The following is a 23,311-nucleotide window of genomic DNA, read 5'->3' on the forward strand; positions in this document are numbered from 1 at the left end:
GGTCGGTATTTCGGTTGCTGTACAACTAATCTAAGCCAGGTATAATATACCGCTTATTTCGATACGGATGCTAATAAATAGAGTACAGCCATGCGTACGGCTACTCCATTTTCTACCTGATCCAGAATTATGGCGTGTTCTGAGTCGGCCACATCACTGTTTAGTTCTACCCCGCGGTTTATGGGCCCCGGGTGCATTATCACAATTTCTTTGTTCAGGGAGTCGAGTAGCTTTTTATTGACACCATAGTAGAGCGAGTATTCTCTCAACGAGGGGAAGTACTTTATGTGCTGTCGTTCCAACTGAATGCGTAAGATATTGGCCACATCGCACCATTCCAGGGCTTTTTTTACATCGAGCTCTACTTTTACTCCCAGCGAGGCAATGTGTTTGGGTAGTAAGGTTATGGGGCCGCAAACCATTACTTCGGCACCAAGTTTTTGAAGTGCAAAAATGTTGGAGAGTGCCACACGCGAGTGTAGAATGTCGCCAATAATGGCCACTTTTTTCCCGGCTACTTCTCCGAGTCGTTCTCGTATAGAGAAGGTATCGAGCAGGGCCTGGGTAGGGTGCTCATGGGTGCCGTCTCCGGCATTCACTATGTTGGCTTTTATGTGTTTGGCCAAAAAATGGGGTGCTCCGGGGCTCGAATGTCGCATTACTATCATGTCTACTTTCATAGACAAAATGTTGTTCACCGTGTCGAGCAGGGTTTCTCCTTTTTTTACGGAGCTGTTGCTGCTGGAAAAGTTAATCACATCGGCCGAAAGCCTTTTCTCTGCCAGCTCAAACGACAGTTTGGTTCGGGTAGAGTTTTCAAAAAATACGTTGGCTATGGTAATGTCTCTCAAAGACGGCACTTTCTTGATGGGTCTGTTGATTACATCTTTGAATTCCTCAGCCGTCTGAAAAATGAGCTCTATATCTTCTCTAGTAAGATCTTTTATCCCCAGAAGATGCTTTGTGCTCAGTTTCTCCATTTAATCTATCTTGTTAATTAGCCAAACATTGTCTTCTTCTACCCCTTTTTGGTGTTTCCATTCCACCAGTACTTTTTGGCTCTCCAAAGTGTTTACTTCTTTGCCTATGTAGTCGGGGAAAATGGGCAGGTGGCTCGAATATCTTCTTTTAACCAAAACCATTAGCTCCACTTTTTTGGGTCGGCCAAAGGCATGCATAGCGTCCAGAGCTGCCCTAACGGTGCGTCCGGTATAGAAAACATCGTCAATAAGAATTACCTTTTTTTCCTCAATCAGAAAGTCAATTTTGGTTTCATTGGCTCTTACAGGAGAGTCTCTTCTGCGAAAATCGTCCCGGTAAAAGGTAGCGTCCAAATAGCCCAGTTGAATGGAGGTGTTGGTGAGCTCCTGCAGGCGCTCCTTAATTCTTTCGGCCAGATAAATACCTCTAGGCTGGAGCCCTAAAAGAACAGTGTTGTCGAAATTTTGATGTTTTTCTATCAGTTGCTGACAGAGCCGGCCAATGGTGATGGCTAACTGAGGATGACCTAAAAGAAGCCGCTTTTGCATTTCAGAATACAAATATAGTAAAAGGAATTGCTCAGAGAAGTTTGATCAATTTTTTAATGCGGAAAGTCTGATTTACGAACCCCTGCTATTCCACCGTGACGGGTATAACTCTGAACACGCGCTGTACATTGCCCACCTTGTCCATTTGTCCTTCTAAAAGGGTTACAAGGATTTTGTTTTGGTGCCACTCAATGAGCTTTGAGTTGTACACTTTAAACTGCCGGCTGGCCAGATGGGCCTCTAAACTCTGAGCGAATGGGCTTTTATTTTGTGGCTTTATTACTCCCCCATAAAGTTCTTTTTCGTTGCGGGCAATAAGACCCGTTTGACCCTGAAAAGTAGACTGAACGAAATTGTTAAAGCTGGTCTGCTGGGTGTATTGGCCATCTATGTGCAGCGTTTCGGCCAGTTCGCCCTTTTGATTGACCACGGCCAACATGTGATGACTAATGTTCAACGTAAAGCGTAAGGCCAGGTACCTTGTAGACTGGTTCTCAAGAAGGGTAATGACGGAGGAATTTCTGTTTCTCTGCAAAGACCTATAAAATGTCATGCTCAGAAAAAAATGGTTTCCGTCTGTTTGAATGGGAAAAAGGGTGGCCTCTGTTTCGGTAGACCATTTCCCCTTTTTGGCCACTTTTTCTTTGGCTTTGCTCACTACCTTATTGGCTCTTTTTTCTCCCAAATGAGAGAAAAAACCTTCTATTTCAAAAAAAGGGGTAAGCACAATGTCTTTTTTGCTTTCCTGATCGAGCATCACGTGAAAAATGCCGCTGTAGCCCTGAGACTTGGGTAAGGTATAAAAGCCCGCAATTAGTTGCCTTCCCCCGGCAAAGTCTGACACGCTACTTACATGCAACTGATAACCGGGCAGTGGGTTGAATACATGTTGTCTCACCAGCCTGCCCTGAGAATCGTAGTTTTTAAGTTCGAAGCCAAGGTCTTTGTTAGTGTTGTAATGGCTCGTGATTATTGAAACCACTTCCCACTTTTCATCAAAGGTACACTGGACGAGATTGCTTGTTTGACTGTACAGACCTTGAAGTGTTTGAATGGTGCCGTTGGTCATATCCAGAAGAAAGGCGGTAGAACGGGCATCGAACAAGCCGGCAAAGAGGGCCTTGTTATTAACTACTTCAAAAAACCATACTTCTTTAGATTCGAATAGCGGAACTTTTATTTCGGTGAACTCATACTTTTCGTTGAACTTAATAATGCTCAACTCATTTCTCAGTATTGTTTTCTGGGTAAGTAGGTAGAGTTGACCATTGTTGAAGTCTGTTCGCAGTATATTAGTCCGTACATCTAAAGGAAGAATAACCGTTTGTTGCAAGACCAATTGTGGGTTGTAAAAATGTACTTTCAGGTGGTAGCTTCTAGACTTTTCGAGCATGTGTTTTTCGAGTATCGCAAAGCCCTTTTCACCCATGCTCACGGTTTCAAAACTTACGGAGGTAGGATCGGCAACAATTTCGACAGCATTGGTTTGTGCCGAGAGAGGAAATAAGGCCGTAAGGATGAGGCCTGCCATTAGGATTAATCGGTGTGTCATACAGTTTGGGTTGAACGGTTAGTGCTCTATGGCTACTGCGTTTACAAAGAATACCTTGCGGTTGCCATCACCTTCCGGGTTCTTTACGTTCTGAACTCCATAAACCAGAAAGCGATTGCCGAACCAACCTACTATTCCCTGAAATTCTTCTTTTTCGTAGCGTAGCTGATCTTCATCGTCCATCAGCCTCAATTTTTGTACCATCCGTTCTTTTTCGTTGCCATTCAGATGTCTGGCCACTAGTTCCTCATCGAGGTAGTAGGCGTAGTAAGCATCGGCTCCCGACCACTGAAAGGCTCCAAAGGTTCTAAGGGTGCCTTTTAGCTCTTCATCAATATCCATACTGTGATCCCACAACAGCTCGCCTTTGTGATTAATAGCAAAGGCAAAGGCATGGGTAAAATCAAATTCATTGGGTTGGCTGGCACTTCTGAAATTGGAGCGTGTCCAGGCATCGTATGGATTGTAAAAAGGGTCGGTTGGAGCAATCAGCGGACTGGTTACCTGCCGATAGCGCATGTAATTTTGTGTGCTCATGTTCCAGGGCTTGAAAAACTCTCCCATAATTATGAGAGCCTCACGGCTTTCTTCCATTTCGGTAAACAACCCGTCAATTTTATAGCGCCATTCTCTGCCTCTTTTTTTGGCTGTAATGGCTTTGTCTTTTAGCTTTTCGGCCCTGCGTTCGCCATTATGGTCCAGAAAGCTATTGAATTCACCAAAATTGTAATAGCGCATAGTTTGCCGGCCTGTCCGGTCTACATGGTTTACATAGAAGCCGCTGGGGAAGGTGCCGGTTTTTACGCTGTAGAGTCCCACTACCAGTTGCTCTTTGTCTATAATAGAAGATGAAACAGCCGAAAGGAGTTGGTGATCCTTTGCGGTTTGTAACTCATAGCCTCTAATGGCATTGCCATTGTAATCGTAGGTATTTACCACTATGGTGCGGTCTTTCTGAAGGTTTTGCTTGGAGGAAAGCACGTTGAACGTCACACTGTCAGCATTTACTTTTACCTCCAGCAGTTCGGAGTTATTTTGAAACACATTGGGCAGGGTTTTTACCTTGTTGGTGTTAAGGTCGTAAGCAAATACGGCAGGCCTGGACTCAATATAACCACCAATTACCGCATGATCTTGAATAACCTCAAACTCCTGAATGTCCAGATCAACAATAGTTTTAGGTTCAAATTCTTGTAATTCGCGTTGCTTAAGGTCTACTGAAACCAGCTTGATGAGGCGGTTCAGTTGGGTATTTTGAAAGAGTAAAAGGGTTTTGTCTCCCACATAATGATAGCCTTTGAGGTGAAGCTGCCGGTCTACTGTTAACGAATCTGCCCACAAAAAATTCAATTGCTTATCCAGGTGGTGGAAAACCACCGGATATTGTTTATTGTTTCCTTTTAGTTGCGGCTGAACAATAAGAACCCCGTTTTCTTCTTGAGAAATGACCACGTAATCTATATTGTCCCAGTTGTGTTCCAACTCATACCTTCCCAGATGTTGAACCTGAGCCAAAGCCAGGCCAGGCACCCAAAGAATTAGAAAAAGTATGCTTTGCAAACGTGTCATTCCTGAGCCATCTTAAGAATTTGATCAAACTCTTCTTTTTTAACCGGTTGGACCGAAAGCCGCGAGTTTTTGACCAGCACCATTTCCGATAACAACGACTCTCGTTTAATGTCTTCTAAAAAAACCGGTTTTTTAAGCTTCTGTTTAGGCACAAAGTCAACCACCACCCAACGGTCGTCATCCGTTGTGGGGTCGGGGTAGTGCTCACTTACACACTCTGCTATGCCCACCACGGCTTTTTCGTTCACACTGTGGTAGAACAAAGCAAGGTCTCCGGGTTTCATGGCCTTTAGGTTATTTCTGGCTTGGTAGTTTCTCACACCATCCCAATGGTCTTGGCCTTTTTGAACAAGATCATCGTAAGAATAGGTATTTGGCTCAGATTTTATCAACCAATAGTTCATAATCAGTTATTTTTAACTTTGCGTGCTGACAGACAGTAGTTAGTCTTTCCGGCCTAAAAAAGCAAGTATTATCATCGCTCATTAACAAATCAAGTCAATTGGATAACTCAACAATTCTTAAACAACTCAAGCTGCTGGCTTCACTTATGGAGCTGCACGATGAAAACACTTTTAAAATAAGGGGTTATCAGAACGCCATCTTCCAATTAGACAAAATGGATGTGAACCTTGCGGCCATGAGTCTTGCCGAACTTGAATCGTTGCAAGGGGTGGGCAAAGGTATTGCGGCCACCATTCAGGAACTAGCTCAAACAGGAACATCAGAGGCACTGCAAAACTTACTGGAAGCAACTCCCGAAGGCATAGTGGAACTGCTGGATATGAAGGGCATTGGTCCTAAAAAAATCAAAGTGCTATGGAAAGAACTGGGGATTGAAAGTGGCCATGAACTAAAGGAGGCGGCCAATTCGGGCTTGGTGGCTAAACTCAAAGGCTTTGGCGAAAAAACGCATCAAACCATTATTGAGGCATTGGAATTTAAAGAAGCCAATGCCAACAAACTGCACTACGCTGATGCAGAAGTGATAGCCAATGAATTGGTGGAACACCTTAATGGTATGAAAAATGTTGAGAAGGCTACCATTACCGGAGGGCTCAGGCGCAAGCTAGAGGTGGCTGAAAGCCTGGAAATTTTAGTCGCTTCTTCAGACTTCAATGCTCTTGAGGAAGAGCTTGGTGCTCTGGAGCCTTTTGAGCAGTTAGTAGAAGAAAGTGGTCCGCTTGTTTGGAGAGGAACCTTTAAAAAGCACCGCATACCTGTTGAGCTTATGCTCTGTGATCCGGCTCATTTCGTGCGCGAACAATTGCTAAAGACTGGCAGCCAGCGACACATTAGTATTCCTGTTGCCAACGATATGAGTCTTCGCGATATGGCCTACAACGGGAACTTCGATTCTGAAGAAAAAATTTACGAAGCCCTAAACATGGCCTATGTGGCCCCTGAGCTGCGCGAAGGAACATTCGAAATAGAACGGGCCAAAAGCAACTCACTACCTCGCTTGGTTGTAATGGAAGACCTGAAGGGGATTCTGCACAACCACTCTACTTATAGCGATGGTAAACATTCACTCCGACAAATGGCTGAGTATTGCAAAGAGTTGGGTTACGAGTATTTGGGCATTTGCGACCATAGTAAGTCTGCCTTCTATGCCAATGGACTTAATGAAGAGCGGGTGGCGCTACAGCACCAGGAGATAGATGAGCTGAACAAAGAACTAGCTCCCTTTAAAATATTCAAGGGGATAGAGTCGGATATTCTTAACGATGGGAGCCTGGACTATGCCGATAATGTGCTGGCTAGTTTCGACTTTATTGTGGCCTCTGTCCATTCCGTTCTAAACATGAACAAGCAGAGGGCTACACAACGCCTTTTGCGAGCTATTGAAAATCCGTACACCACGATACTAGGTCATCCAACAGGGCGTTTGCTGCTCAGAAGGGCCGGATACCCTATAGACCATAAGGCAGTAATAGACCATTGCGCCAAACATAACGTGGTGATTGAGATTAATGCCAATCCGTGGAGGCTCGATTTGGATTGGAGATGGGTAAACTACGCGTTGGAGCAGGGGGTGAAACTCGCTATAAACCCCGATGCGCATGCTATGGAAGGGTATCATCATATGCAATACGGCTTGCTTATTGGGAGAAAAGGGGGGCTCACAGCCGAAATGACCTTGAATGCCATGAGCAGAGATGCCATAGAAAAGCATTTCTCAGAAAAGAAAGAACAAGTAGCCAATGCCTAAGAAGGTATTAATCATTCGTTTTTCATCCATTGGAGATATAGTACTTACGACCCCGGTAATTAGGGTTATAAAAACTCAAATGGACGATGTGGAGGTGCACTATGCCACAAAAAAGCACTTTTATCCGGTGCTGGAAGCCAACCCATACATCGATAAGTTTCATTTATTGGAAGGCGATTTGAAGGGCCTGATTCGTGAGCTTAAAGCCGAAAAGTTCGACTTTGTGGTAGACCTTCACAACAACCTTCGAACCAGGAGAATTAAGGCTGCCCTACAAGCAGAATCGGCAGCTTTCCCAAAACTCAATTGGGAAAAGTGGCTCATAGTCAACCTCAAAGTAGACAAGTTACCCAATGTACACATTGTAGATCGGTATTTGGAAGCTGCCCGGCCGCTTGGCGTGAAAAATGATGCTCTCGGTTTGGATTACTTCATTCCCGAAAAAGATGAGGTGGAGAAAGACTGGCTTCCCGAAACTCACCAAAAAGAGTTTGTGGCTTTTGCCATTGGTGGCAATCACGAAACCAAGAAGCTTCCGCTGAACCGAATGATTGAGCTTTGCGATAAAATCAATAAACCCATTGTGCTGCTGGGAGGCAAAGAAGATGCTGAAAACGGAGAGCAAATTGCCGGGTTTTTCGATAGAGCGCATGAAACCGAAGACTTTAAAAAGCCGCTCAGTGAATTGGGTAAAAAGGCTCTTATATACAATGGCTGTGGCAAGTTCTCTATCAATCAAAGCGCCTCGATTCTGAAGAAGGCAACGTATGTCTTTACTCATGATACGGGGATGATGCATATTGCAGCTGCACTCAAGAAGAACGTATTTTCTATCTGGGGTAATACCATTCCGGAGTTTGGCATGTATCCTTACCGAACCAAGTTTACCATACTTGAAAAGAAAGGGTTAGGCTGCAGGCCCTGCTCCAAGATTGGTTACAAGAAATGCCCTAAAGGACATTTTAAGTGCATGAATGAAATAGTATTCGACTTCTGGCTACCTTAGCTACTGTTTGTGTGTTGATCTAAGAAATCGGTCATTCTGAATTTATTTCAGAATCTATCTTGGTCGCTAACGAATTGAAGACCCTGAATCAAGTTCAGGGTGACGACTTTTAAAAAAGGCTCATTTATGAAACACAAATCCCTTCAGACCATCTCGCTTGTTCTGGTAATGATCTCTCTGATTTTGGAGGTTGGTTATGATCAGGCCTGGTTTGAGCTCAACAATCCCCAGGCACTTTTCGGGGTTTCGTTAGCCCTTGTGTTAATCTCCATGTCCATTAATGTGAAGATTATCAGAACACTGGGGATTAAGCCGCACACCCGAAAAACCAGCCAGTTGGCATTGGTCATTGCGGCACTATATGCAGTAGCTGTCTTTGGACTGGAGTTAATATGAGTGAATCCACTTGGATATACCTAATAGTACAAGTTCCATTCGTTATGTGGACGCTTAGCATCTATTGGTTAAGTAAGTGGAAAAGGTTTTGGTATTTCTTTTGGATCAATGTTACGATTAGTACTTTGGCTCTGGTTTATTTTCTCTTCATACAGCCAGTTTTTGATGGGGCAGATCCTTACGGATTAGACCTGCTCTTCCGTATAATTTTTTACCTGATGGCACACAGCTTGGTTGGGTTTATCTTTGCATTACTATACAAGCTGTCTGTTAAATATGGCTGGTTTAGATCTAAACAATCCACCTGAGCTATCTTTTTCCAGATAAGTATTTTTTACGTTCACGTTTGCTCATTTCCTGGGTAATGATGTCGTCTGTTAGCCTGGCCTTGTATAGCTTATTAGGTTTCAGCTCACCCTCATGATTTTCAGTAATAAATTTGGGAGTTACATAACCAATAGAGCTCCACTCTTTGTAATCACTGCTCATCTTAGGGTCTACGATTAGATAGGTAACACGAAACATAAGTAGTGCCTCACCGGTATTGGAAGTTTGAGTGGCTATGGCCATAGGGTCTCCGGGAAGCAACTCTTCACCCACTTCAATCAGGGCTGAATTGTTTTTAAAGTTGGTGTACCGGGCCACGGTTCCATCTTCATGCCTTACCCGAATATAATTTCTCTCAGTGGTAAAAGTGTAGTTTAGATTGTCGGTTTGATTGTCTGCTTGTATTTCTTCAACGACCCCTTTGCGTGCAGCCCGGATGGTGTCACCATCAACAAGACTAAAACCAATAGCATAGAAGTTTTCGGGAGTTTCCTGTTGAAATGTTTTAGCCAAATGTTGAAGGGGTTTAACACCTACCTCAATTCCGGACGATACAGGCAAAGCATATAGCACGTCCTCAATCTTAGGGTTGGCCGTTCCCTTCCAGTACACTACGCTATAACTATAGTCCGGATCGCCATACCCATCCTTAGAGAGCTCAAAAAGTTTGGTGTTTCCGGGAGGGACTGCCTTTATAAAAGGAAGTGAGGTACTCGACCTCAGATTATACAGTCTGTTGAACTTAACTACCACTGTATAATAAGTGGTGCTCAAGTTTTTTGCTTCAAAAACATACTCCTGACTTTTAGGGTAGAAAGTGCCATCTACACGCACAATTCGGTCTTGAGCGGTTATGTAGAAAGACATTAAAAGGGTAGAAAGAATCAAGCTAATCCTAGTCATTGTGTTTGTTTTTAAAAGACTAGAATAATAATTCAAAAATTACTTCACAAGCTTTTCAATCCTCTTTTCCCAATGTTCAAAGTTGAAGGAGTTCAATTGTTTTTCCATTGAAGCGCGAATGGCATCGGTCATTAGGTTGCCTATGCTGCCCTCGTGATTGTGATTCACTTTTCTGTCGGCTTTGAATTCTCCAGCATTTACGCCTTTCCCTACCTGAATGTAAGCTTCGCGGAAGGGCACTCCTGAAAGCACCAAACGGTTCACTTCCTCCACTGTAAAGAGGTAATTATACTTGTCCTGATCGATCAAATCATTCTTGATTTTGATATGCTGAAGCATGTATTCAGCCATTTCCAAACAAGCTTTTAAGTCTTCCAGAGCAGGAAATAACAGTTCTTTTAACAACTGCATTTCACGGTGGTAACCCACAGGAAGGTTAGCCGTGAGCATGGCAATGTCATTCGGCAGGGCCACAATACGATTGCACTTGCCACGAATCAGCTCGAAGACATCCGGATTCTTTTTGTGTGGCATTATGCTGGAACCTGTAGTGAGTTCATCGGGGAATGTAAGGAATCCAAAGTCCTGCCCCATGTAGAGGCAAACATCCATAGAAAACTTGCCCAGAGTGGCGGCAATGGACGCCATTCCACTGGCTAATTGCTTTTCTGCCTTTCCGCGCGACATCATCGCGTAAACCACATTATGGTGCATGGCTTCAAAACCCAAAAGATCGGTAGTCATTTGGCGATTCAAAGGGAAGGATGAACCGAAGCCTGCTCCTGAGCCCAATGGGTTTTTGTTTACCATCTGGTAGGCCGAATGAAGTGCGTTCAGATCATCGACCAAACCTTCGGCATAAGCTCCAAACCATAGTCCGAATGAGCTGGGCATGGCCACCTGCATGTGTGTGTAACCCGGAATAAGTACCGATTTGTATTCTTCGCTCAAAGCAGTCATTCTATCGAAAAGCGCCTTTGTGCCTTCCACAATTTCTTTGACCTCCGAACGCATGAAAAGCTTCAGATCCACTAAAACCTGGTCGTTTCTGGAACGGCCACTATGGATTTTCTTTCCGACATCCCCCAGCTTTTCGGTGAGCATAAACTCAATTTGAGAATGAATGTCTTCCACATCATCCATCATCTCAAACTCGCCATTTTCCATGGTTCTATAAATGGCTTTGAGTTCGGTATGAATGGCTTCTTTTTCTTCAGCTGTTAGCAGGCCGATAGACTCCAGCATGGCCGTATGCGCCAGCGATCCCTGCACGTCAAATGGTGCCAGGAATATGTCGAATTCAAGGTCTCTACCTACTGTAAACTGCTCAACTTTGGCCGAGCTTTCTATGTCTTTTTTCCAGAGTTTCATGTTGTGAAGTTAGAAGACGGGAGTCAGAAGACGGAAGTGTTCCTTCGATCTTTAGACTTGGGTCTTCAATTTTATTTTAGTTCTTCCGTCATTCCGAACTTGTTTCGGAATCTCTAGACCCTGAAACAAGTTCAGGGTGACGTTAATTGGGAAGTAAAACTTCTGTCTACTTTGTTTTAATTCTGACCGTCATTGCGAAAAACAAACTGAGCGTTAGCACAAGTTTGCAACGAAGCAATCTCATAATTTCTTAGATATTCTAAGTCCCACGTCCCTGTCTGCCGACAGGCAGGCTCGCAGTGACGTTCATAAATTTCGTTATCAGTTCAATATACAATTCTATTCCCTGCTCAATTTCCTTCAGGTAAATATACTCATCTGCTGTGTGTGATCTTGCCGAATCTCCTGGGCCCAGTTTGAGACTAGGAAAAGGCATTAATGCCTGATCGGACAATGTTGGAGAACCATATTTGGTCATGCCGAGGCTTTCTCCAGCTTTTACAATTGGATGATCTGCCGGAATAGACGATGGATTGAGTCGGGTGGATCTGGCTACCACTTCGCAATCAACCGACTGCTGAATAAACTCCAGTACCTCCTGATTGCTCATGACATCCGTAGTCCGAACATCTACCACAAACTGGCAAAGATCCGGCACTACATTATGCTGAGTTCCGGAGTTCACCTGAGTCACCGACATTTTAATAGGTCCAAGCCAGTCAGACTCTTTTTCAAAACGGTAATTCTGAAACCAATCGATGATGGGCAGAGCTTTGTAAATGGCATTTTCTCCCTCATTTCTGGCGGCATGGCCGGCCTTTCCTTTTACAGAACAGTCAAGCACCATCAAGCCTTTTTCGGCAACAGCCATTTGCATCAAGGTAGGTTCACCAACCATGGCAAAGTCTATCTTTCCCAATTCAGGCAAGGCCAGAGCAATACCATTCTTACCAGAAATCTCTTCCTCAGCCGAAGCCAACAAGATGATATTGTAATGCATTTCCTTTTCATAGAAATGAAGGAAAGTTGCTAGTAATGAGACGAGGCATCCGCCAGCATCATTGCTACCCAAGCCGTAAAGCTTACCGTCTTCCACAATGGCTTTGAAGGGGTCTTTCGTATAACCTGTATTAGGCTTCACCGTATCATGATGGGAGTTGAGCAGTAGCGTTGGTTTTGAAGCATCGAAATGTTTGTTCTTAGCCCAAATGTTATTCTGCAACCGCTCTGTTTCAACGCCACTAGATTTCAATAGTGAATCAATCAGGTCAGCAGTTTTATCCTCCTCTCTGCTCAAGGAGGGAATTTCAATCAGTTGCTTTAGAAGCGATATGGCTTTTTCTTTCAATTCCATTTTAGCAAATCTTCATATTTACAGTCATTGCGAGGAGTTCCGAAAACTCGGGATGACGAAGCAATCTCTCTGTTTGAAAGCACAATGCAACGGATTCCGTCATTCAGAGCGGAACTTAGTGCAGCTAAGAATCTCTTTCGGTATGAGCTGATCGTTTCTGCAACGTCATTCCCGACTTGATCGGGAATCCCCCAAAGGGTTTTTCCAAGTTTGTTAGGGATTTCCCTGTTCAGAGAAATGACGAGTCTAAAGATGACTGATTTATACATTATGTAGCTGTAGCACCACTTCATAGTTTAATCAGCGTTCCGGTTTCAGCCTTGTTCAAATCTGAGAACTGAATAATTCTTACACTTTTCACTCCTGCATTGAGGGCATCAAAGGCATTATCTAGCTTTGGAATCATGCCGCTATTGATTACTCCTGAATCCTTGTATTCCTGATAATTTTTAGGCTCAAGTACCGGAATCACCACTTTGTTTTCAAAGTCAGAAAGCACACCCGGCTGCTCGAAGCAATAAACAAGTTCCACCTCAAACTCCCGGCTCATGGCAACGGCTAATACCGAAGCGATGGTATCAGCATTGGTATTGAGCATATGACCTTCACCATCGTGAGTGAGCGCACAAAACACCGGATTCACACCCTGATTCAATAGGCTTTGCAGTAAGGGAATATTGACACCATCTGCTGTAATATCACCTACAAAGCCGTAGTCAATCTGCTTGACAGGGCGTTTCTTGGCCAGCATTACATTACCGTCAGCGCCAGTTAATCCAATCGCATTGAAACCTTTAGACTGCAGCTGCGCCACAATTTTCTTATTGGTTAAACCACCATAAACCATGGTCACCAGATCGAGGGTCTCAGCATCAGTGATTCTGCGGCCATCGACCATTTTGGCTTCAATACCCAGCTTGTTCCCAATCTGCGTAGCGATTTTGCCTCCACCATGCACCAGAATTGCCGGTTCAGATCGTTGGGCAAAATCAGTAAGAAACTGATCCAATGACTTTGGGTCATCGATCACATTTCCACCTATTTTGATTATGGTTAGTTTGTTCATTTTGTTTCGTTTCGTCATTGCGAGGACTCTCGAATATTCGGGAGGACGAAGTAGCCTGCCTGAGGTAGGCAGGTCTGATAACTCTATCAGGAGATTGCCACACTCCGCTGTGCTCTGTTCGCATTGACGTTCATCAATTTCTTTTTATCAATTTAATTTCCTCTTTCAACTCCTTATTCTCTGTCTCCAATTTTTCCAGGCGCTTATTCTGATCAATGACATACAAAGTCAACTCCTCAATCTTCTTTAGTAATGTAGCTTCCATATCTCCTAAATCCAGTCCATTAGCCTCTACTTCTTTGGCAGAAGGAACTTCGGGTAAATGCCGGTTTTGCTGGATGAATTGTTCTACTTCTTTCAGTGGTTTTAGTTCATAAGTGGGAGAGAAAATATAGTCTGGCCAGTTGCCGGGGGTTTGGGTAACCTTGACCTTCATAGACTCAATATTCCCTTGAAATAGGGCATTGCCGTTGACTTCGAGTTTTTCGTTAGGAGAGGCAGTGCCAATACCTACATTGCCGTTCGAATGAATTCTCATAGCTTCTGCTGTTGTAGTTGAGGTACGATTTGTAAAGGCAATGACTGAACTTGGGTCCCCGGTATTGTCAATGTTTAGAATATTTCCCGTTGAAGTATACTGAATAGTAGCACCACGATCTCCGAAATCTGAGGATCCAGCATTAAGCATCAATTGAGCAGCTGAATTTGTCCCTGAACTTTGATTCCAGGCATATATTCGTGATACTCCATCGATATTATCTTTAGTACCAATGGCGTTTCCATTGCCATTAGGATTTACTTCAAGTTTTGCATTTGGCGAACTTGTTCCAATTCCCACATTACCGTTTGCCTTATCTATGAACAACCGTGTTTGCCCTTGAATTTTGAATTGCATGTTATAGTTGGAGCCTGTAATAAACTCTCCATAGCTAGGCGAATTGGTCCAATCTCCTGTATTGATTCCCCTTGAGTTCACAGCAGCCCAATATCCTGCCTCATTACCAAATTGAACTTGGGAAGCATCGGTATAAAATAATCCACTATTAACTTTAATATTCCCTGCAACGGTTAATAATTGGCTTGGTGAAGTAGTACCAATGCCCACTTTCCCCACTCCGGTAATACGAAATCTTTCTGTATTGTTGGTTTCGATAAAAAAATTTTCATCCGCATTAATTTTTAAATCATAGCTTCCAATTCCATCAGTGCCCATATAATGAGTTGAAACTCCTGAGGTCTCTCTTAGTCCTCGGAAATAAAGCCTTGCGTTATAATCCGAAGAGCTCGTTTCCAGCATCAGGCTAGAGGTTAAAGTACTTTTTAAATGAAGCAGATAGGATGGATTTGTAGTTCCTATACCTACTTTACCAGAATTGTAATAAATGGGACTTGATCCCACCTGAGTGCCTTGAGCAAAAGAGAGGGAAGCAAGGAAGACTACTGCGAGTGTCATAAAAAATATCTTTTTCATGATGAGTTTATTTATTGTTGGTTAATTGTTCCAAGTTAGTAAAAGCCTCACCCCAACCCCTCTCCTAGGAGAGGGCTTTTACCCACTGCAAGAGTAGACCGTATAAGTTTAATCTTGCAGGCTGCTAAGGCCTTCCCCCTTGGGGAATCCCGATTGCTATCGGGATGGATGGGGGCTCACCGAAATAGCTCCGCAAACACCGCCTGAGCGCTATACACCCTGTTCTTGGCCTGCTGCAGATGAATGGCATTTGGGCCATCCAATATTTCATCTTTAATTACCAAATTCCTTCTTACGGGCAGACAATGCATTATTTTGGCATTGTTAGTCACTGCCAATTGTTCTTTGCCAAAACTCCAGCTTTCATCCTGACTCAAAATCTGACCGTATTGCTCGTATGAAGACCAGTTCTTCACGTATACAAAGTCAGCACCTTCAAGGGCTTTCATCTGGTTATATTCTACAGGCACCCCTCCGGCAAACTCTTCTGCCAGCTCATATCCTTCGGGGTGAGTGATGGTCAGGTCTACAGGTGCCTCTCGCATCCATTCCACAAATGAGTTTGGAACCGCCTGAGGCAATGCTTTCACATGCGGAGCCCAAGTGATGACCACCTTAGGTTTTTCAGCTTTCTTCCAGTGTTCTTCTATGGTCATCCAATCTGCCAGACTTTGCAGTGGGTGTCTGGTAGCGCTTTCAAGGCTCACTACAGGAAGGCCGGAATACTTGATGAAAGCATTCAATAACTGCTCGGAATAGTCGGTATTTCTGTCTTTCAGCTCAGGGAAAGTTCGAACCCCCAACACATCAAAGTACTGACCTATTACGCCAGCGGCTTCCTTAATATGCTCGGCTTTGCTGCCGTTCATTTTCACTCCGTCTTGAAATTCCAAAGCCCAGCCGTCTTTTCCAATGTCGAGCACAATAGCTTCTGCACCTAGGTTTTGAACGGCTACCTGTGAGCTTAGGCGTGTTCTTAAACTTGGATTGAGAAATATAAGTCCAGCCCTTTTTCCCCTGGCAAAATCAGGAGTGAAAGGGTTGGCCTTGATTTCCAGGGCCTTTTTTACCAGACCGCCTGGGTCTTTGACATCTTTGACAGAAGTGAAGTTTTTCATTTTTATGCTACCCCTCAGTCCTTCGGACAGCCAGTCTCAAAAACTTCTGTCATTCCCGACAACGATCGGGAATCTCCACATGTTGACTCGAAGGTCGATTGAGATTCCCAGTCAAGCTGGGAATGACAAAGCAAGAACTTTTGAGACAACCTCTGCCCATTTGGCGAAGCGGTTGTTTTATTTATTCAACTCAATTTTTAATGCTTCAAGGAATTGGTTTAACTCTTCCTTGGTAACGGCCAGTGACGGCAATAATCTCATTGTATTTTTATCGCCAGCCGAGCCGGTAAATATTTTATGGCTGAAAAGCAGATTCTTTCTTAGCTCAGCCACCGAGAAATCGAAGCCCAGACCAAGCATAAGCCCCATTCCACGCACTTCTTTAATTTGTGGAATAGACTTGAGTTCGGCTATCAACCATTCTCCCAATTCGGCTGCATTCGCCATTAGGTTTTCCTGTTCTATTACTTCAAGTACAGCCAATGATGCGGCACAGGCCAAATGATTTCCGCCAAAAGTAGTTCCTAACATGCCATGCCAAGGCTGAATGTGAGGGGCAATCAAAATCATAGCTACTGGAAATCCATTACCAATTCCTTTAGCTAAAGAGATTACATCAGGCTGTATACCGCTGTGCTGATATGCGAAGAACTTACCGGAACGACCTGCTCCGGATTGCACCTCATCCATGATCAACAAGGCGCCAGCTTCCTTACAAAGCGCTGAAACCTGCTGCAGATAATCATTGCTTGGTACATAGATGCCCGCAACTCCTTGCATACCTTCGATAATGACAGCAGCTGTCTGATCATCAAGCTCAGCTTTAAGTGCCTCAATGTCATTCATCGGTACAAAAACCACCTGATGATCGGCATTGAATGGCGCTACAATTTTTGGATTGTCAGTAGCGGCAACCGCACCTGAAGTACGGCCATGGAAAGCCTGTTTCATCGCAATGACTTTCTTTCTTCCGGTGTGGAAGGAAGCCAGTTTCAGTGCATTTTCATTCGCTTCGGCACCAGTGCTGCAAAGGAATAACTGATACTCTCCGCAACCGGAAATCTGTCCTAACTTGTCTGCCAATTCCTGCTGAACCGAATTCTGCACTGCATTGGAATAGAAGCCAAGAGCGTTCAACTGATCGGTCAGTCTCTTCACATAATGTGGGTGTGTATGGCCAATTGAAATCACCGCATGACCTCCATAAAGGTCCAGGTATTCAGTTCCTTCTTTATCCCAAAGTTTTGACCCCAGCGCTTTTACAGGCTCAATATCGTAGAGGGGATATACATCGAATAATTTCATTTTCTATCTCTTTGCTGTCATTCCCGCGCAGGCGGGAATCTCCTATTTATGTAGCCTAAGCCCGATAGGGATTCCCCTTTTCAGGGGAATGACGTGTTATAGTTATTGTTGTGAAGGCCGGGGCTCTAAAAAGCACTTGCCTTCAATTTCAATCCGGTGGCTTCTTCCAACCCGAACATCAGATTCATATTTTGTACGGCCTGGCCAGAAGCTCCCTTTAACAAGTTGTCAATGGCAGACTGAACCATCAGATAACCATTGTGCATCTGTAAATGGATAAAGCATTTATTGGTATTCACCACTTGCTTTACATCTAAAGGACTATCGGTCACCCAAGTAAAAGGGTGCCCCTCATAATATTCCTTATACACTCTAATGGCTTCCTCCAAAGGCCATTCGCAGTACTGATAAGCTGAGATCAGAATACCTCGGGTGAAGTTTCCACGATAAGGAACAAAGTTGATGTTGTTTTCAAACCAAGGTTGATATTGCATCAATGACTTTCTGATTTCCGCCAAATGCTGATGCTGAAATTCCTTATAGGTAGAAATGTTGTTGTTTCTCCAGCTGAAGTGAGTCGAATCAGATGGCATCACTCCCGCACCGGTAGAGCCGGTGGTTCCTGAAACATGCACTTCCTTCAACATGCCATTATGAGCCAGTGGAAGCAAAGCCAATTCAATGGCTGTGGCAAAACAACCAGGGTTGGCTACAAAATTGGCCGACTTGGTGGCCTCTCTGTTCAACTCTGGTAAGCCATACACTTTAGTGTCATCCAATCTATAGTCATGAGCAAGGTCTATGATCTTTACGGAATCATCCACCTGATTCGCCTCCATGAACTTCTTGGAGTCGCCATGACCCATGCAGAGGAACAAAACGTCTACTTCGCTGTGCCATTCTGGTACGAATTCCATTTCGGTTTCACCCAACAGATCATTGTGTGAAGAATAAAGCTTTTTACCCGCCTGACTGCGGCTTTGAACAAAGCTGATTTCAGCTTCCGGGTGGTTGAGTAGAAGACGGATCAATTCTCCGCCAGTGTATCCAGCACCTCCTATAATTCCTACCTTAATCATATCTCTTCTTCGTTCACCTGATGGTAAATGGCATTCTGGTTACCGAATATCTTGGCAAAGCCTCTTACATCGTCACCAGTCCATGATTTGTTCATTTCTCCATAGTGGCCGAATTTGGCAGACATTAGGTCGTGAACTGATTCAATACCATTGATCTGATATCTGTAAGGGAATAATGTCAGGAATACATCGCCTGTAACGTTGCGCTGAGTGCTTTTCAGCATGGCCTCAAGGTCGCGCATCACAGGGTCAAGGAATTGGCCTTCGTGCAGCCAGTTGCCGTAGAATGCAGAAACCTGATCTTTCCAGTAAATCTGCCATTTGCTAAGCACGTGTTTCTCCAATGCCTGGTGAGACTTGATCAACAGCACACTGGCTGCGGCTTCAAAACCCACACGACCCTTGATACCTATAATGGTATCTCCCACGTGAATGTCTCTTCCTATTCCAAAAGGACCGGCAATTTTTTCCAGGGCTAAAATGGCTTGGGCCGGCTTGTCATATACTTTATCATTAATAGCCATGATTTCGCCCTTTTCGAAAGTCAGTTTTAATTCCTCTGCCGCTGTCTTTGTTACTTGAGTAGGGAAAGCAGATTCCGGCAGGTTGCCATTAGACTTCAATGTTTCCTTTCCTCCAACTGAAGTACCCCAAAGGCCTTTGTTGATGGAATAAACAGACTTGGTGAAGTCGAAGTCTACGCCTTTAGATTGTAGGTATTCAATCTCGGCTTCTCTTGAAAGACGAAGGTCACGAATAGGAGTGATGATTTCCGCTTCAGGCATAAATGTCTGAAAGATCATATCGAAACGAACCTGATCGTTACCGGCACCTGTGCTACCATGGGCAATGGCCTTGGCACCAACTTCCTTGGCATACTGGGCAATGGCTACTGCCTGTGAAACGCGCTCAGCACTTACCGAAAGAGGATAAGAACCATTTTTTAGAATATTGCCGAAGATGAGAAAGCGTACTACTTTCTGATAGTAGTTGTCTGTCTCATCTATGGTTTTGTGCGATTTTACGCCTAAGCTATTCGCTCTATCTTCAATTCTTTTGATTTCAGCCTCATCGAATCCACCGGTGTTTACAACCACAGAGTGCACTTCCATCCCTCTATCTTCGGCCAGGTATTTTGCACAAAATGATGTGTCTAAACCACCACTGAATGCCAGTACCACTTTGTTATTTTCCATTTTCTTTTTTCTTTTTCCGTTCGTCTATCTTCAGCAATACACTCTTTTTAAATTTAATCCAGCGCTCAAAGAGCTTAAGGTCTTTGTCTAGCTCTCTCTCGGTCCAGACGGTCCTTTTGGGTTTAATATTTTTCTCCCAGGCCGGATTATAAAGCATGGCTGTACAAATGCAGTTCTTTCTGTTTTTTGCGGTGAGAATGTCAAAGTTCACACAGGTCTTACAGCCTGCCCAGAAGTCTTCATCTTGTGTAAGCTCTTCGTAGATCACGGGCTTATATCCTAATTCGGAGTTGATTTTAAGCACGGCTGCCCCAGTAGTTAGACCAAATATCTTTGCTTCCGGGTATTTTTTGCGGGAGAGCTTAAATACCTCCTGTTTGATCCGCTTTGCCAGCCCGTGGCCACGAAACTCAGGATTGACAATTAGGCCCGAGTTGGCCACAAACTGGCCATGGCTCCATACCTCTATGTAGCAGAAACCTGCCCATGTACCATCTTGGGCATAGGCAATGACGGCTTTGCCTTCATCCATTTTTTTGGAGATATATTCCGGAGTGCGCCTGGCTATTCCCGTGCCTCTTTTGGCAGCCGATGAAGCAATTTCATCGACTATAGTTTGTGCATAGTGCACATCGTTGGAGGTGGCCGGTCTTACAGTAAATTTTAATTCCATTTGCGGGTTGGGTATCAAAACTAAGCCTGTAAACAGACTTGGGTTGAAATTCAAAATGATTAAACTAAGAAATATAGGTTAAAGAGTCACCACGTAGGCGACAAAAGGAAGCAGTGGCGACTAGCGCCTATCTTGCCTGATAGTGCAAACAGCCCTCTCTCCTCTTGAAACAGGAGACATACCGGGTGGGGTTACTATGTTAGCTGCGTTTTGCATTGAGGGGACAAAGGAAATAAAAAGTTTGAAATGCACAAATAAGAATTTTTCATAAGGGGTAATGATCGTTGCTTACAATCAATATTTTATTTCTGATTTATCTGTTTCTTTAGCTACATTCATTACAAACAATAAACATTATGAAAAAAACTCTTTATTCCATTCTAATTCTTCTTGCTACAACTTCCTTATTTGCTCAATGGACAACCAGTGGATCGGATATATATTATAGTTCTGGTAATGTTGGGGTTGGTACAAGCTCTCCTTCCGAAAAACTTCATATAGTAGGGAGTATAAGGCTTGAGAATGGATTTGATATCATTTCAAATGACAACTTCGCCATCAATGATGGCGTCTATGATCGCTTTATTTATAACTCCGGTAACTATTATAGAGCAAAATCCATCCACGCTTTTTATAAGGAGAATACCGAATTGATGCGACTGACGGAGAATGGTCATCTAGGTATTGGTACCACTACTCCTTCAGATAAACTACATGTATCAGGTGGCGGTATAATTTTACACAACCTGGGGCGAGACCAAGACAACTCCAACATTATCAAAATTTCAGAAGGGACAAGCGATCAATTCTTCTTACAGGGAATGTTTGCCGGAATAGGCTCAACAGGCAACTCCATAAGGTTTAAATCAGCTTGGCAAGACGATCTACTATTTATGAGAGGTGACGGCAAGATTGGAATCGGCACCTCCTCCCCGTCTGAAAAACTCGAAGTCAACGGTACCATCCGCTCCAAAAAGGTTAAAGTTGAGGCATCGCCTTGGCCTGACTACGTTTTCTCCTCAGATTACAAACTCAGACCCTTAAACGAGCTGGAACAATTTGTCCAGCAAAACCAGCACCTACCCGAAGTGCCCTCTGCCAAAGAAATAGAAGCCAATGGTCAAGACTTGGGAGATATTCAAGTGGTGCTTTTAAAAAAGATTGAGGAGTTGACGTTGTATGTGATTGATCAAGACAAGAGAGATAAAGAGCAGCAAATTCTTATTGAAAGGCTGCTATCTGAGAACACCTCTCTTAAAAAAGAAATTGAAATCATTAAAAACCAAAAACAATAAACATTATGAAAAAGCTCATTTACTCTGTTCTTATTCTTTTATCTTCTACTTGGATGTTTGCTCAAGGCACAAGAATCGACTTAAGTCCCCTGTACTATAATTCGGGCAGTGTCAACGTAGGTGGATTCAGTAATCAAGGCCTGATTGTTAGACATCTTTATGGAAAAGAGCCTAATACAATAAATCAAGATGACCTGTATCTAAATTATGCCAATGGAAAAGCAATCTATGTTGGGTACGGTGGAACGAATTCTAATTTATATGTGAGTGGAACGATTTACTCAAATACCAACTATGGACTAATTCTATCTCCGGTAAGCGGTGATGCAGTTATTAAAAGAGGCAATTCTGGCAACCTCATGATCAGTTCTGGTGGTACGGGAACAGATGTAAGGTTCAATTATAATTATGGGGGAGGTAGTGGTGGAATCCGTATCTACGATGGGGGTATTAGCAATCATGCTCAATTAAAGGTTAACTCAAGTGGCAATCTATCCATCATTCCCACTGGAGACAAAGTACTTTTTGAAAGCGATATTGAGACCAAGAAAGTCAAAGTAACCCAAACTCCAGGTAACTGGCCAGACTATGTCTTTTCCTCTGCATACAACCTCAGGCCATTAATCGAGCTAGAGCATTTTATCCAGCAAAATCAACACCTACCCGAAGTACCTTCTGCCCAAGAGATTGAAACCAACGGTCAGGACTTGGGAGATATTCAAGTGGTGCTTTTGAAGAAGATTGAGGAGTTGACATTGTATGTGATTGAGCTGGAAGACGGTAGACAGAAGCTGGAAGCCGATAATTCACAACTCAAGGTTGAAAATTCAGAGATGAAAGCCCTGTTTCTGGATTTGAAGAAAGAGATTGAATCCATTAAAAACCACAAACAATAAACATTATGAAAAAGCTTATCTATTCACTTCTTATACTTTTCTCATCAAATCTAGCATTTGCTCAATGGACAACCAGTGGTTCCAACATCTACTACAATTCTGGTAACGTAGGTATAGGAGTAATATCACCCGTTGATAAGCTTGATATTAATGGGAATATTTCGACCAATGGAATTCTAAAGATATCTAAAAGTGGTGCAGGAGGTGCTCAATTGAGACTTTACAATACTTATGGTTCCTCGGAAGATTGGAGAATTCAAGCAGGTATTCCCGCGATAAGCGATAATACTTTAGCCATTCAGACCATAAGTAATTCTACCACTCATTTTGCTATTAAAAATGATGGTAGTGTAGGTATTGGGACTTCTTCACCAACAGGCAAGTTTCAAAGTTATATTAGTGCAACACGTTATTTTGGGCATAATGTTAATGGGGCTGACCTCTCTGTTCTGAGTGATAATAATACTGCTCCTGTCTTTAAGGTCGTAGGAACCGGAAATGCTGATCTTGTAAATATTCTAGATGGTAGTACCGAGGTCTTTACCATAAAGGATGGTGGTCAAGTAGGAATAGGCACAACCTCACCCTCTGTGAAACTAGAAGTCAATGGCAACGCCTTATTCCAAGGCAACATTGAGTCCATGAAAGTTAAGGTCACACAAGACCCTGGCAATTGGCCAGATTACGTCTTCTCACCCAACTTTAAACTTAGAACCTTAACCGAGTTGGAAACTTATATCCAACAAAATCAACACCTACCCGAAGTGCCCTCTGCCAAAGAAATAGAAGCCAATGGTCAAGACTTGGGTGATATTCAGGCAGTTCTCTTGAAGAAGATTGAAGAGTTGACGCTCTACCTTATTCAGGAGAATAAGGAAAACTCAAACCTCAAAGAGCAAATCACAAAAGTAGAAGATGAAAATCAAGAACTAAGAGAAATGCTTCAGGAAATAAAGAAGGAAATTGAAACTATCAAAAACGACAAACAATAAA

General features: G+C 43.4%; 21 protein-coding genes. 6 read left to right on the forward strand and 15 right to left on the reverse strand.

Annotated features, from left to right (window positions below; translation table 11 throughout):
- Positions 1 to 53: 53 nt before the first annotated feature.
- The 5 genes from IE164_RS04700 to IE164_RS04720 all read right to left on the reverse strand — a co-directional run bounded on the left by IE164_RS04700 (position 54) and on the right by IE164_RS04720 (position 5,054).
- Complete coding sequence (locus IE164_RS04700) at positions 54 to 980, reverse strand: aspartate carbamoyltransferase catalytic subunit (RefSeq protein ID WP_189629015.1); 927 nt, start codon at positions 978 to 980, stop codon at positions 54 to 56.
- A complete protein-coding gene (gene pyrR / locus IE164_RS04705) occupies positions 981 to 1,529 on the reverse strand; it encodes a bifunctional pyr operon transcriptional regulator/uracil phosphoribosyltransferase PyrR (protein ID WP_189629016.1) in 549 nt (182 codons plus the stop codon).
- An 85-nt stretch (positions 1,530 to 1,614) separates the two neighbouring features.
- Positions 1,615 to 3,081 (reverse strand): hypothetical protein, encoded by a 1,467-nt coding sequence (locus tag IE164_RS04710; protein ID WP_189629017.1) that lies wholly within the window; start codon positions 3,079 to 3,081, stop codon positions 1,615 to 1,617.
- An 18-nt stretch (positions 3,082 to 3,099) separates the two neighbouring features.
- Entirely contained in the window at positions 3,100 to 4,650 is a 1,551-nt protein-coding gene (locus tag IE164_RS04715) for a hypothetical protein (RefSeq protein ID WP_189629018.1), read from the reverse strand.
- Positions 4,647 to 5,054: an EVE domain-containing protein gene (locus tag IE164_RS04720; RefSeq protein WP_189629019.1), complete on the reverse strand. Its 408-nt coding sequence runs from the start codon at positions 5,052 to 5,054 to the stop codon at positions 4,647 to 4,649. Before IE164_RS04720 ends, IE164_RS04715 begins: the two co-directional genes overlap by 4 nt.
- Positions 5,055 to 5,152: 98 nt before the next feature.
- Between IE164_RS04720 and polX the strand changes: the two genes are divergently transcribed.
- The 3 genes from polX (at position 5,153) to IE164_RS04735 (ending at position 8,264) form a co-directional block, all read left to right on the forward strand.
- Positions 5,153 to 6,862 (forward strand): DNA polymerase/3'-5' exonuclease PolX, encoded by a 1,710-nt coding sequence (polX, locus tag IE164_RS04725; protein ID WP_189629020.1) that lies wholly within the window; start codon positions 5,153 to 5,155, stop codon positions 6,860 to 6,862.
- The gene (locus IE164_RS04730; RefSeq protein WP_189629021.1) at positions 6,855 to 7,868 is read left to right on the forward strand and encodes a glycosyltransferase family 9 protein; all 1,014 of its coding nucleotides are present in this window, start codon (positions 6,855 to 6,857) and stop codon (positions 7,866 to 7,868) included. The genes polX and IE164_RS04730 overlap by 8 nt, the downstream gene beginning before the upstream one ends.
- Positions 7,869 to 7,994: 126 nt before the next feature.
- Positions 7,995 to 8,264 carry a hypothetical protein gene (locus tag IE164_RS04735; RefSeq protein ID WP_189629022.1) on the forward strand — a complete coding sequence of 90 codons (270 nt, stop codon included), beginning with the start codon at positions 7,995 to 7,997 and terminating at the stop codon, positions 8,262 to 8,264.
- 309 nt (positions 8,265 to 8,573) lie between these two features.
- Here IE164_RS04735 and IE164_RS04740 read toward each other — a convergent pair whose 3' ends face one another.
- The 10 genes from IE164_RS04740 to IE164_RS04785 form a co-directional block, all read right to left on the reverse strand.
- Positions 8,574 to 9,494 carry a M23 family metallopeptidase gene (locus IE164_RS04740; protein ID WP_189629023.1) on the reverse strand — a complete coding sequence of 307 codons (921 nt, stop codon included), beginning with the start codon at positions 9,492 to 9,494 and terminating at the stop codon, positions 8,574 to 8,576.
- Positions 9,495 to 9,533: 39 nt separating this feature from the next.
- Positions 9,534 to 10,865 (reverse strand): argininosuccinate lyase, encoded by a 1,332-nt coding sequence (argH, locus tag IE164_RS04745; protein WP_189629024.1) that lies wholly within the window; start codon positions 10,863 to 10,865, stop codon positions 9,534 to 9,536.
- 259 nt (positions 10,866 to 11,124) lie between these two features.
- Positions 11,125 to 12,219 (reverse strand): M20 family metallo-hydrolase, encoded by a 1,095-nt coding sequence (locus tag IE164_RS04750; RefSeq protein WP_189629025.1) that lies wholly within the window; start codon positions 12,217 to 12,219, stop codon positions 11,125 to 11,127.
- A gap of 289 nt (positions 12,220 to 12,508) precedes the next feature.
- A complete protein-coding gene (gene argB / locus IE164_RS04755) occupies positions 12,509 to 13,285 on the reverse strand; it encodes an acetylglutamate kinase (RefSeq protein ID WP_189629026.1) in 777 nt (258 codons plus the stop codon).
- A 133-nt stretch (positions 13,286 to 13,418) separates the two neighbouring features.
- On the reverse strand, positions 13,419 to 14,756 hold the full coding sequence (locus IE164_RS04760; protein WP_189629027.1) for a hypothetical protein: 1,338 nt from the start codon (positions 14,754 to 14,756) through the stop codon (positions 13,419 to 13,421).
- Positions 14,757 to 14,932: 176 nt separating this feature from the next.
- Positions 14,933 to 15,874: an N-acetylornithine carbamoyltransferase gene (locus tag IE164_RS04765; protein WP_189629028.1), complete on the reverse strand. Its 942-nt coding sequence runs from the start codon at positions 15,872 to 15,874 to the stop codon at positions 14,933 to 14,935.
- 177 nt (positions 15,875 to 16,051) lie between these two features.
- On the reverse strand, positions 16,052 to 17,179 hold the full coding sequence (locus IE164_RS04770) for an aspartate aminotransferase family protein (protein WP_189629029.1): 1,128 nt from the start codon (positions 17,177 to 17,179) through the stop codon (positions 16,052 to 16,054).
- 125 nt (positions 17,180 to 17,304) lie between these two features.
- Positions 17,305 to 18,258 (reverse strand): N-acetyl-gamma-glutamyl-phosphate reductase, encoded by a 954-nt coding sequence (gene argC / locus IE164_RS04775; protein ID WP_189629030.1) that lies wholly within the window; start codon positions 18,256 to 18,258, stop codon positions 17,305 to 17,307.
- A complete protein-coding gene (gene argG, locus IE164_RS04780) occupies positions 18,255 to 19,454 on the reverse strand; it encodes an argininosuccinate synthase (RefSeq protein ID WP_189629031.1) in 1,200 nt (399 codons plus the stop codon). The genes argC and argG overlap by 4 nt, the downstream gene beginning before the upstream one ends.
- Positions 19,444 to 20,127 carry a GNAT family N-acetyltransferase gene (locus IE164_RS04785; protein ID WP_189629032.1) on the reverse strand — a complete coding sequence of 228 codons (684 nt, stop codon included), beginning with the start codon at positions 20,125 to 20,127 and terminating at the stop codon, positions 19,444 to 19,446. The genes argG and IE164_RS04785 overlap by 11 nt, the downstream gene beginning before the upstream one ends.
- A 356-nt stretch (positions 20,128 to 20,483) precedes the next feature.
- On the opposite strand from IE164_RS04785, the gene IE164_RS04790 reads away from it, so the two are divergent.
- Genes IE164_RS04790 through IE164_RS04800 form a run of 3 tightly spaced genes read left to right on the forward strand, consistent with a single transcriptional unit; the run spans position 20,484 to position 23,310 of the window.
- A complete protein-coding gene (locus IE164_RS04790) occupies positions 20,484 to 21,422 on the forward strand; it encodes a hypothetical protein (protein ID WP_189629033.1) in 939 nt (312 codons plus the stop codon).
- A gap of 5 nt (positions 21,423 to 21,427) precedes the next feature.
- Positions 21,428 to 22,318, forward strand: a complete 891-nt coding sequence (locus tag IE164_RS04795; RefSeq protein WP_189629034.1) for a hypothetical protein — start codon at positions 21,428 to 21,430, stop codon at positions 22,316 to 22,318.
- Positions 22,319 to 22,323: 5 nt separating this feature from the next.
- Positions 22,324 to 23,310 carry a hypothetical protein gene (locus tag IE164_RS04800; RefSeq protein ID WP_189629035.1) on the forward strand — a complete coding sequence of 329 codons (987 nt, stop codon included), beginning with the start codon at positions 22,324 to 22,326 and terminating at the stop codon, positions 23,308 to 23,310.
- Position 23,311 lies beyond the last annotated feature (1 nt).

It is taken from the genome of Roseivirga thermotolerans (genome assembly GCF_014653175.1).
Lineage (GTDB): Bacteria > Bacteroidota > Bacteroidia > Cytophagales > Cyclobacteriaceae > Roseivirga > Roseivirga thermotolerans.